Source organism: Phosphitispora fastidiosa, from assembly GCF_019008365.1.
GTDB classification, from domain to species: domain Bacteria; phylum Bacillota; class Thermincolia; order Thermincolales; family UBA2595; genus Phosphitispora; species Phosphitispora fastidiosa.
In genome coordinates this window covers 37,689-54,315 of record NZ_JAHHUL010000011.1, presented here as the reverse complement: position 1 = coordinate 54,315, position 16,627 = coordinate 37,689, and the positions used below count along the sequence as shown (strand labels likewise).

General features: G+C 47.8%; 15 protein-coding genes and 1 riboswitch. Of the genes, 4 read left to right on the top strand and 11 right to left on the bottom strand.

Annotated elements, in window-relative coordinates:
* Positions 1-37 precede the first annotated feature (37 nt).
* The 9 genes from sleB to thiS all read right to left on the bottom strand — a co-directional run bounded on the left by sleB (position 38) and on the right by thiS (position 7,680).
* Positions 38-736 carry a spore cortex-lytic enzyme gene (gene sleB, locus Ga0451573_RS11075; protein WP_231684182.1) on the bottom strand — a complete coding sequence of 233 codons (699 nt, stop codon included), beginning with the start codon at positions 734-736 and terminating at the stop codon, positions 38-40.
* Positions 736-1,185, bottom strand: a complete 450-nt coding sequence (locus Ga0451573_RS11070; protein ID WP_231684180.1) for a DUF892 family protein — start codon at positions 1,183-1,185, stop codon at positions 736-738. Before Ga0451573_RS11070 ends, sleB begins: the two co-directional genes overlap by 1 nt.
* A gap of 189 nt (positions 1,186-1,374) precedes the next feature.
* Complete coding sequence (locus Ga0451573_RS11065) at positions 1,375-2,217, bottom strand: 4Fe-4S binding protein (protein ID WP_231684179.1); 843 nt, start codon at positions 2,215-2,217, stop codon at positions 1,375-1,377.
* Positions 2,218-2,420: 203 nt separating this feature from the next.
* A complete protein-coding gene (locus tag Ga0451573_RS11060; RefSeq protein ID WP_231684178.1) occupies positions 2,421-3,296 on the bottom strand; it encodes a hypothetical protein in 876 nt (291 codons plus the stop codon).
* Positions 3,293-4,840 (bottom strand): DUF4179 domain-containing protein, encoded by a 1,548-nt coding sequence (locus tag Ga0451573_RS11055; RefSeq protein ID WP_231684177.1) that lies wholly within the window; start codon positions 4,838-4,840, stop codon positions 3,293-3,295. Before Ga0451573_RS11055 ends, Ga0451573_RS11060 begins: the two co-directional genes overlap by 4 nt.
* Positions 4,833-5,363 (bottom strand): RNA polymerase sigma factor, encoded by a 531-nt coding sequence (locus Ga0451573_RS11050; protein ID WP_231684175.1) that lies wholly within the window; start codon positions 5,361-5,363, stop codon positions 4,833-4,835. The genes Ga0451573_RS11055 and Ga0451573_RS11050 overlap by 8 nt, the downstream gene beginning before the upstream one ends.
* A 169-nt stretch (positions 5,364-5,532) precedes the next feature.
* Positions 5,533-6,636 carry a 2-iminoacetate synthase ThiH gene (gene thiH / locus Ga0451573_RS11045; protein ID WP_231684173.1) on the bottom strand — a complete coding sequence of 368 codons (1,104 nt, stop codon included), beginning with the start codon at positions 6,634-6,636 and terminating at the stop codon, positions 5,533-5,535.
* 58 nt (positions 6,637-6,694) lie between these two features.
* Positions 6,695-7,468: a thiazole synthase gene (locus tag Ga0451573_RS11040; RefSeq protein WP_269438236.1), complete on the bottom strand. Its 774-nt coding sequence runs from the start codon at positions 7,466-7,468 to the stop codon at positions 6,695-6,697.
* 2 nt (positions 7,469-7,470) lie between these two features.
* Positions 7,471-7,680, bottom strand: a complete 210-nt coding sequence (gene thiS / locus Ga0451573_RS11035; RefSeq protein WP_231684171.1) for a sulfur carrier protein ThiS — start codon at positions 7,678-7,680, stop codon at positions 7,471-7,473.
* A 61-nt stretch (positions 7,681-7,741) separates the two neighbouring features.
* A riboswitch (TPP riboswitch) is annotated at positions 7,742-7,847 on the bottom strand.
* Between the two features lie 194 nt (positions 7,848-8,041).
* Here thiS and Ga0451573_RS11030 point away from each other — a divergent pair.
* The 4 genes from Ga0451573_RS11030 to Ga0451573_RS11015 all read left to right on the top strand — a co-directional run bounded on the left by Ga0451573_RS11030 (position 8,042) and on the right by Ga0451573_RS11015 (position 11,368).
* The gene (locus Ga0451573_RS11030) at positions 8,042-8,251 is read left to right on the top strand and encodes an ATP-binding protein (protein ID WP_231684169.1); all 210 of its coding nucleotides are present in this window, start codon (positions 8,042-8,044) and stop codon (positions 8,249-8,251) included.
* 581 nt (positions 8,252-8,832) lie between these two features.
* On the top strand, positions 8,833-9,108 hold the full coding sequence (locus tag Ga0451573_RS11025; protein WP_231684167.1) for a DUF4212 domain-containing protein: 276 nt from the start codon (positions 8,833-8,835) through the stop codon (positions 9,106-9,108).
* Positions 9,109-9,110: 2 nt separating this feature from the next.
* Complete coding sequence (locus Ga0451573_RS11020) at positions 9,111-10,805, top strand: sodium:solute symporter family protein (protein ID WP_231684166.1); 1,695 nt, start codon at positions 9,111-9,113, stop codon at positions 10,803-10,805.
* 86 nt (positions 10,806-10,891) lie between these two features.
* On the top strand, positions 10,892-11,368 hold the full coding sequence (locus Ga0451573_RS11015) for a hypothetical protein (protein ID WP_231684165.1): 477 nt from the start codon (positions 10,892-10,894) through the stop codon (positions 11,366-11,368).
* Between the two features lie 307 nt (positions 11,369-11,675).
* Here Ga0451573_RS11015 and Ga0451573_RS11010 read toward each other — a convergent pair whose 3' ends face one another.
* Positions 11,676-15,935: a 2-hydroxyacyl-CoA dehydratase gene (locus Ga0451573_RS11010; protein WP_231684163.1), complete on the bottom strand. Its 4,260-nt coding sequence runs from the start codon at positions 15,933-15,935 to the stop codon at positions 11,676-11,678.
* Between the two features lie 87 nt (positions 15,936-16,022).
* Positions 16,023-16,598, bottom strand: a complete 576-nt coding sequence (locus Ga0451573_RS11005) for a TetR/AcrR family transcriptional regulator (protein WP_231684161.1) — start codon at positions 16,596-16,598, stop codon at positions 16,023-16,025.
* Between the last annotated feature and the right edge of the window lie 29 nt (positions 16,599-16,627).

Genomic DNA, 16,627 nt, shown 5'->3' with positions numbered 1-16,627 from the left:
ATTGACAGCCTTAGGCGCTAAACCTTAACTCCTGGCTTTACCTGGCGAACACATGACCTCCTATTTCGGTTATAATGGGCCTTGACCATATCCAACTGCTCACGGGTTTCGCGGGATTCCAAAAAAACAATGCCCCCTGAGAAGGATCCCATCCATTCATGGCATCCTGAGCAGCCTTGACCGAATCCTGGGAGGGCTGCGCATTGGCTATTCCATTGGTTATGGATTCAAAGGCATGTGGCTGGTAAATAACCCCTGCCAGAGTATTGGGAAACTTATCGCTTTCGACCCTGTTTAAAATCACTGCTGCCACCGCAACTTTTCCGAGGTGTGGTTCATTTGCCGCTTCCCCGTTGACTACCCTTGCCAGGAGATATATATCATCCCTGGCGGAAATACCCCTTGAAGGCTGGTATCCGTCTGGACGGCTTACAGTAAACCCCAGGGCTTCCCATGTGGCAGGACCAACTATCCCGTCTGCAGCCAGGCCGTTTTTGGCCTGAAATTTTTTTACCGCATTTACAGTACCACCGCCGTATACCCCGTCAACCGCCCCTTTGTAATAACCCCAGTCCCTGAGTTTTGTCTGGACCTTGGAAACATCAGCTCCGGAGGAACCCCAGTTCAGCTTTGGAGTCTGGGCTGAAATAGTCCGGGAATATATTAATCCTCCCGAAAAAACCGTCAACACCAGCAAAGAAACTACTAATAACCTACTAAGTTTAAACTCCCGCATCAATGACCTTCTCCTTTCATTTTCATCAATTCAGCATTCATCCACGATGTATGCAGTTCCTCATCAATCATATTGCTCCAAAGGGTCTCCCTGATGTCATCATCACCAACCAATCTCATTAACGCCTTATAATCGGATATTGCCTTTGTCTCCAGGGCAATATTAAACCTTAATGTCTCTTCACGGGTCGGAAGACTTGAAAGGGTGCCTGTAACAGCGCCGGATATCTCCCCGGCAATTTCCCATAAAAAAGATGGGTTGGCCCCCAGCCGCTCAATTGTGCTGCAAATATTTTCGACATGACCCTGTTCAATCTCGGCAAATTTGTTGAGCGCCCTGGCAAGATGCGGGTCTTCAGTCTTTTTGCTCTGCTTCCGGTACATATCCACCTGATTAATTTCCAGGGAATAAAACCAGTTAAGCTTCTCCAGCAAACGATGTTTGTCCATTAGCACACTCCCATGAAACCCTCTTATAAAATATGGTTTCCCTTAAAGAGTCCATCTATGTATTTTCCCCTGCTCATTTATTGCCGCCAAACGGCTAAAAAAGCAGGAAAAAACCTCCAGGACACCGTTGGACGCCCTGGAGGAAAATTATACTCCTTGCTTTAAATTTAAATATCATAATCTATCAGGTTATTTGGATAGTTTCCCCTTCGATGTATGCAGTAGTTTATACCCCCCAGCCAGGGGCAGGATTACTGCCAGAAAGACGGTATACATCAGGAATCTTGCGGCTCTGCCGGGCAGCATCACAGGTTTCCGGTCCTCCCGCACCACCATTTGTATCGCGTTGTGGGGGCAGTTGTCAAAACAGTTTCCACAGCCAAGGCACTTCGCCGCATCAATTGTTCCCTGATCAATATCAATGGCGTCTTGGGGACACTTATCCAGACACCTGCCGCATTTGAGGCAGCTTCCGGTATTGATTTGAGCCGCATAAAACCCATCCTCCACGGCGCTTCTGATGCCATACTCGCTTCTTAGCCTGTAAGGCACACAGCAGCAGGTACAGCAGTTGCAGATAACGTATTGGTCAGGTAACACACAATGGGTGATTGACCTTATCAGACCATGGTCCGGTGCTTCCCTTACAATCCGCACTGCTTCCTCTATCGAAACAAGCTGCTCTTTTCTTAGGCTGCCCAGGACTTCAGCCCCGGTATTTATGGCGATACAGGTCCTGATCGGTTTATCACAATTGTCGTATTTAACCCTGCAGGAACAGTCCATAATAGCAATCTGTCGTGCCCCTGCCAGCACCCCGATACATTCATCTGCCGTTGCCGCCCTGCCTCCGTGCATATATTTGCCGTATTGTTCCGCAAAAAAATGCACCACCCTGCCGATCAAAGGAACCCTGGTCATTCTCCCCAAAAAGAGGTAATAATCCAGAGTGTCATCTACCCATTTCCCGTAGGCAAGCAGCATCAGCTTTTTCATCCAAAACGGTTCCCTAACCGTATGTTCTTCACACATGTGTCATTGCCCCCTGCTAATTTGGTTGTGTACCCTGCTAATAGTTACCATAAGCGCCGTAAAGCCCCTAGCTTTAGCCATGGGGATATAAGGCACAGTGACCGAGGGTCGATGCCCCGAAAGTTGCTATATTATTTTAAAGGCGAACATATTTTCCCCGAACATAGGTTTTGTATGGTATAATATTCCTATGGAGGGGAGGTTTAATCACCCAAGAATCCCCTGCCTTTAGGTATGGGAAGTGTCAACACACTGATCTGCTTTTTAACAGTACCTTCCTTGCTGCGGACCTTAAGCTCAACAGGGCCTTCCGGCAGTGGTACGGGGTCCTCAAATGCTGCCTCCCCGGTATATTCTTCCCCATCTCCGCTCAGAGAGCCAAATGCGCTCCGGTAGGTTTTCCCTGTCGTTAAATCAGTAAGGGTGAATTCCATGTCCCGCCATGCAAAACTTGACCGGGTTTGGTATTGGACAGCCGTATAGGTCAGCCCAAAACTGATTTCCCGGATCTCCAGCCGCTTCCCCTCAAGGTCTGCCTTCCAGTTAACCGGAACCACCTTTACTTTATCCTTAAGGTTTTCTTTAACCGGTATCTCCAAAACTACCTTCTCACCTGGCGAAGTATAAAACACCATATTAAATCCCGGCTGACTCAGGTCAAGGCCATGGGGAAACCTGACAGAAAATCTGTCACCCGCCGGATGCCACCACTTCCCGCCCGACCAAAGCCCGTGCATTCCCCACTCCAGTTCCGTACCCGGCAGCGCTTTTGGCTGCTGCCCGCTATCGTTGACTTTATCAGCTGCTTCGGGGTCATTCTTGTCGGTTACTTCCAGGGCAACAATTTTTTCTTTACCCCTGACAGTGCCGTTGACATATATGGTATTAAGGTCAAGAAATACTTCCGTGACCGTTATCTCTAGCCCTTCAGCCTTGACAGTGCGGTTTATTTTCTGTAAAAACTCCCGACGGGTTTCCGCGTCAACTGTCTGTAAAGCAATATTCGAGGCAGGCAGCAACTGCAGCATAAAGCCCAAGGCAAGCACAGCCAGGACTATAATCAACAGTCTTTTTTTCATCTCTCCCCCTCCCGTCCCAAAGGAATAGCAACTCTCCATGTGCTGTCTATATTAATGTTTGCCTCCCGGATGACCATGGTAAACCTACCCGCTGGGTCTGCAGCAGGGGTATTGAAAACGATTTCCTGTACCATCCCTGTTTGAACCCGGTCACCGGTCCCAATCCTGACCTTGTCGACAAAACTCATACTCACGGCGTTATATTGTTTTCCGGCGGTATCTGTTAAAAACACCGAATAAACGCTGTTTACGGCTCCGTCACCTGTGAGGATACGAACCTTCAACTGCCCGTCGGCAGCAGCGGCGCTGTCAATGGTCACAGTGCCGTCCAAAAACTCATGTTTCATAGGGTATTCAACTTTAAGGTCCAGAGGCACAAGCACTTCCATACCGGATTTATCTACTGCAAACCCGGCTCCTTCCAGGTTAAGCCGACCGGCATCAGAAAACAGGACCGGGCTGAAGTTTAACACTCCATTACCGGTAATTTTCCCCAAAGCAGAGGAAGTTCCTCCCCCTCCCCCCAGGCGGCTGTATTCCCTGCCGGAATCATCAATCAGTTTAACCTGGCGCAGCAACTCTTCGCGATGCCTCCATTCCCTGCCGGCCCTATCAGGCTCTTTAGATTTATACTCATAAAATACTGCAGTCTGGCTGGGAGCAAGGACTGCCTTGGTAAAGTGAATATCCACCCCGTCAACAGAAAACTCCCGGTCAATTTTGATCTCTCTGGTTACCCTTTTGGCAAGCAGAGGGTCAACTGCGAAATCAAATTCCCAGTTTCCCAAAATATAATGTTGTTCTTTGTCTCTGTGTATATTAAGCGCCGTTGTCCGGAAGGTCAGTTTCCTGGCCCAGGTCTTCAGCGGCGGGAATTCCAGAACACCTGAAATCTCTTTTTTTTCTGTGGAGGCTTCAGCCGAAGCACCGCTGAACCGGTATGAATAGCCAAACTGGTCTTCCAGGACAACATCTTCCGGCATCCCGCCATCAAATTCAACATACTCCGGCAGTTTTATCCGGAATAACAGCAGGGTTCTGGCCTGGTCAATGATAACTTCATCCACCATAAAAGCGGCCCCGTTAATGGTCCTGGTTTTTCCCACCCGCTGCCCAAAACCCTCTTCATGTGCCACCAGGGCCCCTTCATCCACAGTAGTGAATACCTGGCCAAGGACGGGAATTTTGGAGGCATAATAGGCTGCGGTCGGGGAAATATATGTGCTGAAAAAGAGGATTACCACAACGGCACAGGCTGCAGCATATTTCAGGCCAAAAACTTCCCGGAACACGGGCAGCCGGAGCCCCCGTCTCCTGTATTCCGGCAGTTTTAGGTATCCAGCGCCTGCCGGAATTGGGATACCCTCTTTCATTTGCCCGAAAAAAACGTTACCGAAACCATACAACTCCCGGAGCCGCTCCTTCTCCTGATTGCATTCCGGACATTCCCGCAGGTGCCGGCAAATACGTTGTGTTGTTTCATCATCCAGTTCTGCCAAAGCATATTCCGGCAGCAAATTTTGCACTGACCTGCAATCAATCACAGCCAGCCCTCCTTTCAGCTTTTTCCCGGAGTTCCCTGAGCCCGTAGTTTAAACGCGATTTGACCGTACCCAGGGGACATTTCAGTATTTCACTGATTTCAACAAGGGTATATTCTCCCAAGTACTTTAAAATTAGCACTTGGCGGTACTTTTCATCAAGGGAATCAAGCATACCGGTTATATCAGCCTTGGCTTCAGCCAAAATGAAATTCGGGTCAACATAACTTCCTGCGGGCTGCCCTCCATCTAATCTGACAAATTTATACCTTCTTTTTAACTGGCTGCAGCATAGATTTATCAGAATTCTGGTCAGCCAAGTAAAGAAAAATTCAGGGTTCTTAAGCTTATTTAAAGACAAGTATGCCTTTAAATAGGCCTCCTGAAGCATATCCTGGCAGTCAGCTTCATTGCCCACATATGCTAAAGCAATCCTGTAGAGATTCTCCCGCTTCATTTCTATAAGCCTGGCATAAGCCTGTTCGTCTCCGGCCCGGGCCATTTTTACCAGTCCTGTTATATCCATTGCCACACCACCTGACTGCTGTCTATCTATTAGACACCATATCCCCTGAAAACGGTTCGAAAATTCTAAAAAAAACAGGTCTGCCCCACAAACGGCTGCAGCCGCCGAAAAACAGTCCCATTACATTGATTGCTGACCACTTATACTCAACTCAATTTATCAGCCGGTCTTATATTATCAGCCAGTCTTTGGAGACAGGTTGGTATCCGTGTTGTAAAATAGCAGCCTTCATTTCGGCCACAGAACGCGTATCGGAAATTTCAAACTGACCTTCATGGCCATCCCCATCCAGCCGCCCTCCCACTTCAGTGCAGGAACCGGCAGACATTTTGGTTACCCCAAGCCTGATGAGGTTGTCCCGAAAATCGGAGTTTTCTCTTGTAGAAAGGGTAATCCCCGCCCGGGGCAAAAACAGCCTTATCGCTAATATCATCTGAACCAGTGCCCGGTCAGTTACCTCTACCGCAGGCCGGAATTGTCCGGCTGCGGGCCTGATGCGTGGAAATGACACACTGATTTCGGTATCGGGGTATTTATCCTGAAGGTATTTTGCATGAAGCCCAAGGGCAAAAACCTCGCTTCTCCAGTCTGCAAGCCCCAGCAATGCCCCCAGGTTGACAGTCCGCATGCCGGCCTGACAAGCCCGCTCCGGTGCATCAAGCCTGAAGAGATAGTTTTTCTTAGGCCCTTTAATGTGGAGCCGGTCATAAATTTCCGGGTCATATACCTCCTGGTAAACAGTCATTCCATCAACCCCTGCGGCAACAAGGGTCTGATATCCTGCTGTTTCCATGGGATATACTTCAATAGAAACTGAGGAGAAGTACTTCCGCAATCTCCCGGTACACTCGGCCAGGTATTCCACAGATGCCTGGCGCGGCGCTTCTCCCGTGAGGATAAGCAGGTGTCTCAATCCCGTTCCGGCAATCATCCGGCCTTCCCGTTCAACCTCTGCAACACTTAGAGTCCTGCGGCGCATAGGGTTTTTGGTATTAAAGCCACAGTAAACACATTCGTTGGTACAAAAGTCCGAAAGATACATCGGTGTATACAGGCCGATTACCCGGCCAAAATTCTTTAAGGTCAGGTGATGTGCCTTCCGGGCCATAGGCTCCAGCCTTTCGCCGGCAGCCGGAGACAACAGCCGCAGAAACCCGGTATCACTAACCGTGTTTTCCCCGATTACCCTCTCTGCTTGCTGAACTGTCACCTCTTTAAGCAATCCGGCAAAGTCTGTATCTTTAATTTCATTATATATTTCATAAAAGCCCATCTGTAATCATTCCAATCAATTTCAATAATTTATCAGACATAAACTTTCTTTTCATTTGTTATTCAAAATCCCGCAGGAACCCGGTCAGAGGCGATGAAGCCTCTGCATACAGCTTTGCAGCCCCAGGTCCAGCCAAGTAACCCTGACGGCCCGCCTTTACTGCCATACTGAAGGCTGCAGCCATAGATACAGGATCATCAGCCACCGCAATTGCGGTATTCACCAGCACTGCAGCAGCGCCCATTTCCATTGCTTCTGCGGCCTCCGAAGGCCGGCCAATCCCAGCGTCAACAATTATCGGAAGGTCAATTTCATCAATAAGTATCCGCACCAGTTCCCGGGTTTGCAATCCCCTGTTGGAACCTATGGGCGAACCCAGGGGCATAATAGCTGCAGCCCCGGCATCCCTCATCTGACGGGCTGCCATCAGGTCCGGGCTCATGTATGGGAAAACCGCAAACCCCTCACGGGCAAGGATCTCGGTTGCCTTCAGGGTCTCAGTATTATCAGGAAGCAGGTATTTGTTGTCTTTTATGACTTCAATTTTAACCCAGTTACCACATCCGGCAGCCCGGGCAATCCGGGCAATCCTGACTGCCTCATCAGCGGTCCGCGCCCCTGAGGTATTGGGCATCAAAACACATTCCTTATCTATATAATTCAGCATATTATCCTGCTCGTTTTCAAAATCAACCCTGCGCAGAGCAACAGTCACCACCTGCACCCCGGAAGCCTTGATCACATCAGGAATGAGCGCATCTGAAGCAAATTTCCCTGTGCCCAGAAACAGCCGGTTGTGAATTTCCTGCCCTCCAATTTTTAAGATGTCCATTATTAGCCCCCCCCTACAAAACGAAGTATTTCCAATTCATCATTTTCTTTAAGTACAATTTCGGTCCAAAAGCCCTTATCAACAATATCCCCGTTGTACTGGACAACCACTGCCCCCGACTTAATCCCGCGGGTCTGCATGAGGCCGGCAAGAGTCAGCAAAGGCTCTATTTCCGTCACCTTGCCATTAATTTTTAGCTGCACAATTACCATCACCCTATTAATTTATTCGCTGAAAACAGCTGCAGGCTTACCAAATGGCAAGCCTGCTTTGTTAACAAAACACTAGCTTCCCTTCGCCGGTATTATCCGGGATTCAGGTTCCAAGGGTTGGTTTCTGACAAAACCTCTCAGCCTTTTGGGCACCCCTAGCTAAAAACAATTTGAGTCTCTGTTATTATTTAATTATTATATAATTTTTTAACGGGTTTGTAAATGAAACTTTTTTCTGCTATACTGAGTATACCCCCCTAGGGTATGTTGTATGGTTTTAATTATACTTGGTTTGATAGCAGCCTATTGTTGATTTGATCTAAACTGTTGATTTGATATTACTTATATGGAGGTTTTTGAATTGGCAAAGAAGAAAAAAGCTGTACTTAATGAAAAACTGTGTGACCATTCACCGTTCTGTGCCGCCAAAAGAGTCTGCGGCCTTGGGGCTATCACCCAAAAAACGCATTGGCTCTTTAAGGCTGAGGTCCCCCAAATCGACGGGGATAAGTGTGTCGGCTGCGGAAAGTGTGTTGCTTACTGCCCCCATCGTGCCATCAAAATGAAATAGGTGATAACAGTAGAATCCTAACCGTTCGCCAATAATCTGCTGTTTTTTAAAGGCCCGGACCTTGCAAAAAGGTTCGGGCCTTTACTGTTGAGGGCATTGGCAGTGCTTTCGGCTCTTCGGCATTAATATCTAAAATTTCTGAAATTTTGCTATTTTACCGGCGTGGACGGTCTATATTAACCGCCAACGGTTCTATCATCAGGTAAGCAGTCAAAGGAGTTATTGAAAACAGCCCCTAATAAATGCTTTAACCAATAAAAGAATTATATCTCCAAACGGATGCTTTTTTTGATTCCTAAAGGATTTTTTAATTATTATTTCCCCGACACCCCTTACAATTAGAATAGGAATTACCATCAGACATATTAACCAAAGGAGGTGATTCAGGCTCTGTCCTGGATAAGATGACATGGGGGGATAAGAGAACAACAGATAAATCCTAGGAAGGGAGGAATGTTAGTTCAATTCGCTTTCAGGATTACGGAAGAAACCTTTAGAAAAAGATCAGGTAAATAAAACCTGACAATTAGAATTTGGAGTTATTCCTATTAACTTTTGAACCTAAATTAAGGAGGATGGGTATGAACGAAGAACGTTTAAAGGTCTACTGGAAAAAGAACCTCACCCTAATTATCGGCTGCCTGATTGTCTGGGCAGCAGTAAGTCTCGGTGCTGCAATTATCTTTGCTAACCCTCTATATAACATCAAGTTGGGCGGTGTCCCGCTTTCCTTCTGGTTTGCCCAGCAGGGTTCTATCATCATTTTTGTGTGCCTGATATTCTTCTACTGCTGGAAAATGGACAAAATGGACAAAGAATTTGACGTACAAGAAGTCAAATTGAAGAAGGGGGCATAAGGATGAGCGTTGAAACCTGGACTATTATATTTGTTATAATCACTTTTAGTCTGTACATTTACGTCGGCTGGATGTCCCGGGTTAAGGAAACGGCCGGTTTCTATGTTGCCGGTCGGGGTGTCTCCGCATTAGCCAACGGCGCCGCCACCGCTGCAGACTGGATGTCGGCTGCCTCCTTTATCGGTATGGCCGGTAGTATCTCGGTGCTCGGTTATGACGGAGCCGTATATCTGATGGGCTGGACCGGAGGCTATGTGCTCCTGGCTCTGCTCCTGGCTCCTTACCTGCGTAAGTTTGGCCGGTACACAGTTCCCGACTTTATCGGTGACCGTTACTACTCCAAGTACGCGCGTGCCGTTGCCGCCGTATGTACCGTGTTTGTATCCATGACCTACATTGCCGGCCAGATGCGCGGTGTTGGTATCGTTTTCAGCCGTTACCTGCAGGTTGACATTGTCGTCGGAGTTCTTATAGGTACGGTTATCGTCGCCTTTTTCGCCACTATCGGTGGTATGAAAGGGGTTACCTACACCCAGGTTGCCCAGTATGGCGTACTTATGTGTGCCTATGCAATCCCGGCTATCGCTATCTCCCTCAAGCTGACCGGCAACCCGATTCCTCAGCTTGGCCTGACCTTTACAGATATTGCCCAGCGCCTCAGTGACCTCCAGTTAACCCTGGGCATGAATGAATACATCAAACCCTTTACCAACCTGAGCGCACTTAACGTGTTTGCCATTACCCTCTCACTGATGGTAGGTACTGCGGGACTGCCTCACGTTATCATCCGGTTCTATACAGTTCCAACTGTACGTGATGCCCGTTACTCAGCAGGCTGGGCCCTCCTCTTCATCGCCCTGCTGTATACCACAGCTCCTGCAATCGGCGTTTTTGCCAGGTACAACCTGATTGATACTCTTGCCAACAAGCCCCTTGCCGAGGTCCAGAAAATTTCCTGGGTTGAGAAATGGGGAGCTGCAGGACTGCTCAAGCTAGAAGACAAAAACGGTGACGGCATGATTAATATGACCAATGCCAAAGACCCTGCCAATGAAGTTACCATTGACAATGATATGATCGTTCTCTCAACCCCTGAGGTTGCCAAACTGGCTCCCTTTATCGTTGCCCTGGTGGCCGCCGGCGGTCTGGCAGCAGCCCTCTCGACAGCGTCAGGCCTGCTGATAGCGATGTCCTCTGCGGTATCCCACGACCTCTATTACCGTATCTTCAGGCCTGATGCCTCTGAAGCACAGCGGATGAAGATAGGTCGGGCCATGGTACTGGTCGGCGTATGTTGTGCCGCCTGGTTCGGTGTTCACCCGCCGGGATTCGTTGCCGAGGTGGTGGCCTTCGCCTTCGGTCTTGCGGCAGCTAGTATCTTCCCGGTTATTATCCTGGGTATCTTTGATACCAGAACGACCAAGGAAGGCGCTATCGTGGGAATGATTGTCGGTCTTGTGTTTACACTCTCCATGATAGTAATGATGCAGTCAATGAAAGTATTAGGTACCGAAGCCCCACTACTCACCGATTTCATGGGTGTCAACGCCCAGGGTATCGGAATGGTGGGCATGATCTTCAACTTTGTGCTGACCTTCGTAATCTCACGGCTTACCCCGCCGCCGCCGCTTGAAATTCAACAGCTTGTCAATGACGTACGGACACCGTCCGGCGTAGGGGAAGCACAGGCTCACTAAAACAATGGTTCAATAACAGGTACTTTACAGCCCTGGGGCCAGGTTACCGCCCCGGGGCTTCCTTAAAAAAGGGGGGAGTTGAAACTATGACTACCGGTATCGCAATTGGGGGGAGATATAAGTTGAATTCCGCAATTATTTTATGGATTGTACGCAGGGCCCTGGGGATCTCCTTTTTCGTTGACCTTTTCTACCTGGCAGGCCATTATATCTGGGGTTGGGACTTCCCCACACCTTTGGTTCTCGCCCAGATATTAATCACCGTTACCCTGGGTCTCATTATCGGGGCCATCTTTGCCAAGATATGGCCTATTCCCCGCCAAAAAGGTTTTGAACGGGTCATTCGCACACTTCTTATCAGTATTCCTGCTGTAGGCCTGGGTTTTGGAGTTAACTTCATTCTCCAGGGGTTGGTGCTTACCCACGCACTTTGGATGATATTCGCTGTTTCGGCCTGGCTGGGGTCAGGAATCTTTATGAGGACTGTCGAACAAGAAAGAGAAGAACAGGAAAGAAGAGCAGCACAAAAGGCAGAAAGAGAAGCCCGCAGAAGGAAGAAATAAAAAAAACAGGCGGCTCCAATTCACTTATTGGGCTGCCTGTCTAAATTTAACCAATAAAGGCCAGGAAGCGGTAGATAAATTCCTCCAGGATGGACCCCCAATCCGTTACCGAAACCCCGGCTCTTCGAAAGCCGCCGTTTCGACGGATTGGGGGGTCCCCCGACAACTCAGTCGGCTTGCCACTCGCGCAAAGCGCTCGTGGGCCGACTGACGTCAGACTCATCCTTCCGGAAAATATCTACCGCTTCTTGCTTTATGACTTCAAATTAGAACACGCACCCCATAAGTTGCGGAGCTGCCTGTTTTTTTATCCTATTTCGGTACTCATTACTGTACCTGATTCCATGTTTTTTACAGCAACAGACAGCATCAGTTTAATCCGGTTGAGCTGATTGACTTCACTGGCCCCTGGGTCATAATCAATTGGGGCAATATTGGCCATGGGATATGACCTCCTGAGTTCCCTGATCATACCTTTCCCGGTAATATGGTTTGGCAGACAGGCAAAGGGCTGCAGGCACACAATATTTTGTACGCCGCTGTGAATAAGTTCAACCATTTCACCTGTCAGGAACCACCCCTCACCTGTCTGATGTGCCAGTGAAAGATGTTTTTCCGCGAACCGGGCTATTTCTTCAATGGTTTTGGGTGGGTGAAAACGCCTGCTTTTAGCCAGGGCCTTTTTCATGTCCTTTCTGAAATACTCCATAAATTTGATGGATACCTGGCCGGAAACCATGTTTTTGAAGCTTCCTGACAGCTGCTGATACTTAATTTTACTGTCAAACGCACTGTAGAACAGGAAATCTGTCAGGTCCGGGACTACCGCCTCCGCCCCTTCTGCTTCCAGTAGTTCTACTATGTTGTTGTTGGCAGTAGGATGGAATTTGACCAGGATTTCACCGACAACTCCCACCCTTGGCTTGACCATATCCTCATAGATTTCAAAATTATCAAAATCGGCGACAATTTTATAAATGTTTTCCTTAAACTGTTTTCTCCCGCCGCTCCGCAGTGATTCCTGGCATCTGGCAGCCCACTTTTCGTACAGGCGGTTGGCGGAACCGGGTATTTTTTCATATGGCCTTACCCGGTAAAGCAGTCTCATAAAAAGGTCTCCATAAATCAGCCCCATCAAAAGCTTATTCAGCATCGGCAGGGTCACTTTAAAACCAGGATGTTTTTCCATGCCGGAAGCATTAAGGGACAGTACCGGAACGCGCTCCATGCCGGCATCCCTTAAAGCCTTTTTAATAAAAGAAATATAGTTGGTAGCCCGGCAGCCCCCTCCGGTCTGGGTAATAATCACAGAAGTACTGTCCAGGTCATATTCCCCTGACCTCAAGGCCTTCATTAGCTGCCCGACCACAATAATTGCCGGGTAACAGGCATCATTATGAACATACCGCAGCCCCTCATCAATTGCCGATTTATCTACTGATGGGAGAACTTCAACATTATATCCGGCAAGCTCAAACCCGGTCCTCAGGAACTGGAAATGTATCGGTGACATCTGGGGAGCCAGGATTGTGTGGGTTTTTTTCATTTCTTCCGTAAATACAGCTCTTTGTTGTAACTGGACACGTTTTCCCGGCACAAACTTTCTTTTATCCCTTTCCCTGATAGCGGCAATCAGGGAACGCAGCCTTATCCGGGCAGCGCCCAGGTTATTTATTTCATCTATTTTTAATAACGTGTAAATTTTTCCGTGATTATCGAGAATTTCTTTTATCTGGTCTGTCGTTACTGCATCCAGGCCGCAGCCAAAAGAGTTAAGCTGAATCAGCTCTATGTCGGGCTGTGTGGCCACAAAGGAAGCGGCAGCATACATTCTGGAATGGTACACCCACTGGTCAACCACCCTGAGCGGTCGTTCCACTATGCCCAGGTGCCTGACGGAGTCCTCGGACAGGACCGCAAAACCATAGGAATTGATCATCCCCGGAATACCGTGATTTATTTCAGGGTCGATGTGATATGGCCTGCCTGCCAGCACTATCCCCTTGAGATGGTTTTCCTTTATATACCTAAGGGTTGCTTCCCCTTCTTTGCGTACATCTTCTTTGTACCGTTCCAGTTCAAGGTATGCTTTGCCAACTGCCTGTTCAAGCTCTTTCCTGGGAATACCTTCAGGAGCAAGTTCTTCGATCAGCCGTTTGACCATCCTTGGCGGCATATCAAGAGGCAGGAAGGGATGATAAAAAGTAACTCCACCTGCTCTGGTTACATCCATGTTAGCGCTGATTGTTTCCGGATATGAGGTAACTATGGGACAGTTAAACATGTTGTTGGCTTCAGGGTCCTCTTTTATGTTATACGGTATGCAGGGGTAAAATATTTTACGGACACCTTTATTGAGAATCAGGTCTGCAATGTGGCCATGGGTTATTTTGGCCGGATAACACGCTGACTCGGATGGAATCGTTTCCATCCCCAGTTCGTAGATATCCTTTGAGGAACGTCCTGAAACCACAACCCGGTATCCCAATTCTGTAAAAAAGGTATGCCAGAACGGATAATCCTCGTAAATATTCAGCGCCCTGGGAATTCCGATAACCCCTCTGTGAGCTTCCGTCTCAGGCAGCGACCTGTAATTAAAAAGCCTTTTGTATTTATATTCATAGACATTGGGAATGTTGTTGTCAACCTTTTCTTTCCCGGCGCCGCGTTCACACCTGTTGCCTGAGACAAACTCACTGCCGTTGGAAAATGCCTTTACCGTAACCAGGCAATTGTTCCCACATAACCCGCAGCGTCTCATTGATGTATCTGTTGTGAAGGATTCCAGCTCCTCTGCGTGAAGAAGGCCGGAAGCATATCCCTTTTCATAACGGTTCCTGGCAATCAGGGCAGCGCCGAAGGCCCCCATGATTCCCGCAATGTCCGGGCGGACAACTTCAGCCCCGGTAATCTTCTCCATTGCCCGGAGGACAGCTTCATTGTAAAAAGTACCTCCCTGGACCACAATCTTCCGGCCCAGGTCATCTGCATTCCTCAGCCTGATAACTTTAAACAGGGCATTCTTGATAACTGAAATGGATATTCCTGCAGAAATATCACTTATACCTGCCCCTTCCTTTTGGGCCTGTTTTACCTTGGAGTTCATAAAAACAGTACAGCGGGTTCCCAGGTCTACAGGGTTCTCCGCCCTGACTCCCATGGCAACAAATTCTTTTACATCCATTTTCAATGAATTGGCAAAGTTTTCGATGAAAGAGCCGCACCCTGAGGAGCACGCTTCATTTAACATAATGGAATCAATAACCCCGTCACGAATGACCATGCTCTTCATATCCTGCCCGCCGATATCGAGGACAAAGTCTACTCCCGGCAGAAAGAATTCTGCCGCCTTATAATGGGCTACAGTCTCAATCTCCCCTATATCAATTTTGAGGGCAGCCTTTATCAGGTGTTCACCATAACCCGTAACAGCAGAATAAACGATGTTGGTCTCTTTATTCAATTGTTTATAAAGCTTTTTCAGCGCTGCAATAGTGGATTCCAGAGGGCTTCCCTTATTGCTCCCGTAATGGGAATACAAGAGGTTCCCCTCGTTGTCGATGAGCGCAATCTTTGTTGTGGTAGATCCGGCATCAATGCCTAAAAAAACATCTCCCTGGCAGCTCTCCAGAGGAACTCTCTTCACCCTGTGCCGGGAGTGCCTGTCAGCAAATTCACGATATTCCTCATCACTGGCAAAAAGCGGCTCCATGTGCCCACTTTCCTGCATGTCAAGCAGTGATATCATGGGAGACCTCTCATAAAGACATTCAAAGGCTAATGGCCGCTCCTTCCGGGAAGATAAAGCCGCTCCCAGGGCCACAAAATACTGTGAATCTTCAGGGAAGACAACACTTTTGTTGGTCAGCTTCAGGGTATCACTAAACCGCTTCCTCAATTCCGACATAAAATGGAGCGGCCCTCCCAGAAAAGCAACATTGCCGGAAATTGGCCTTCCCTGGGCCAGTCCGCTGATTGTCTGGTTAACAACCGCCTGCAGAATGGATGCCGCAATATCTTCTTTTGCCGCACCTTCATTGAGCAGCGGCTGGACATCTGTCTTGGCAAACACACCACATCTTGATGCAATCGGGTAAATATTGCGATGACTTTTTGCCAGTTCATTCAGCCCCGCCGGGTCAGTCTGCAGCAGTGATGCCATCTGATCAATAAAAGCGCCTGTTCCCCCGGCACAGGTCCCGTTCATCCTCTGTTCAACCGAATCGCCGAAATAGGTGATTTTGGCATCTTCACCGCCAAGCTCAATAGCTACATCAGTAAAAGGAATCTTGCTCCTGACCGCATCCAGGCTGGCCATAACCTCCTGAATAAAAGGCACCGCCATTTTCTGGGCAATACCAAACCCACCGGAACCTGTGATCATGATGGTCAGCAGACGCCGCTCCAAAACCGATTTGGCATCCTCAAATAAAGATCCGACTGTACTTTTTATATCTGAAAAATGTCGCAAATACTTTTTATATACAATTTTGTCCTCTCCGTTAAGGACAACCATTTTTACCGTTGTTGAGCCTACATCCAGCCCAACATTAAGTATACCGTTCATATCAGCCCTCCAATGTCAGTTAAAGCACACTAATAAGTCACTACTAACGTACGGCATATAAAAATTTAACCGGGTTTTCAGGGAAACTTAACCGGTTACCCCTTTAGTGATAATTTTTACAAAATTAGAGATACAAGAGTCCAGGTCTGTATTCATAGTTAATCTCTTATTTATCAGGTAAGTCATAAAAAACCCAAAGTTAACAGCCAAAATACTGACAGCCAAAACCTCGGGATTTTCTTCCAAAGCGCCTTTTTCCTTCATTCTGTTAAGGTAATCAACCAGAAGTTTTTTGAGTTCATTGGGGTATTTAAAGAGAGGGGATTCGGGTTTATAATCCAACCCGTCATTCTTAAAGTGCATTAAAATAATTTTCTGGTTCTTATGTAATGCATCCTGGTAATAATAGCTTATTTTCAGTAAATCCTTTTCCAGATCCCAAACCAGGCTGTTCTCGAATAGAGCTTTAAACTTGGGAGAAAACATAAACCTTTCGAGGGCCTGTTCAAACAAATTACGTTTGTTTACAAAGTATCTGAAAACAGTCATCTCACTGACCCCGGCCTCTTGCGCAATCTGTTTCGTGGTCACAGAATTATAGCCTCTTTGTGAGAAAAGGGCCATTGATGCATCAAGGATCTTCTCAGAGGTATGGCTATTCATTTTTCCCTCCAGACAGAAAGTTGCAGATT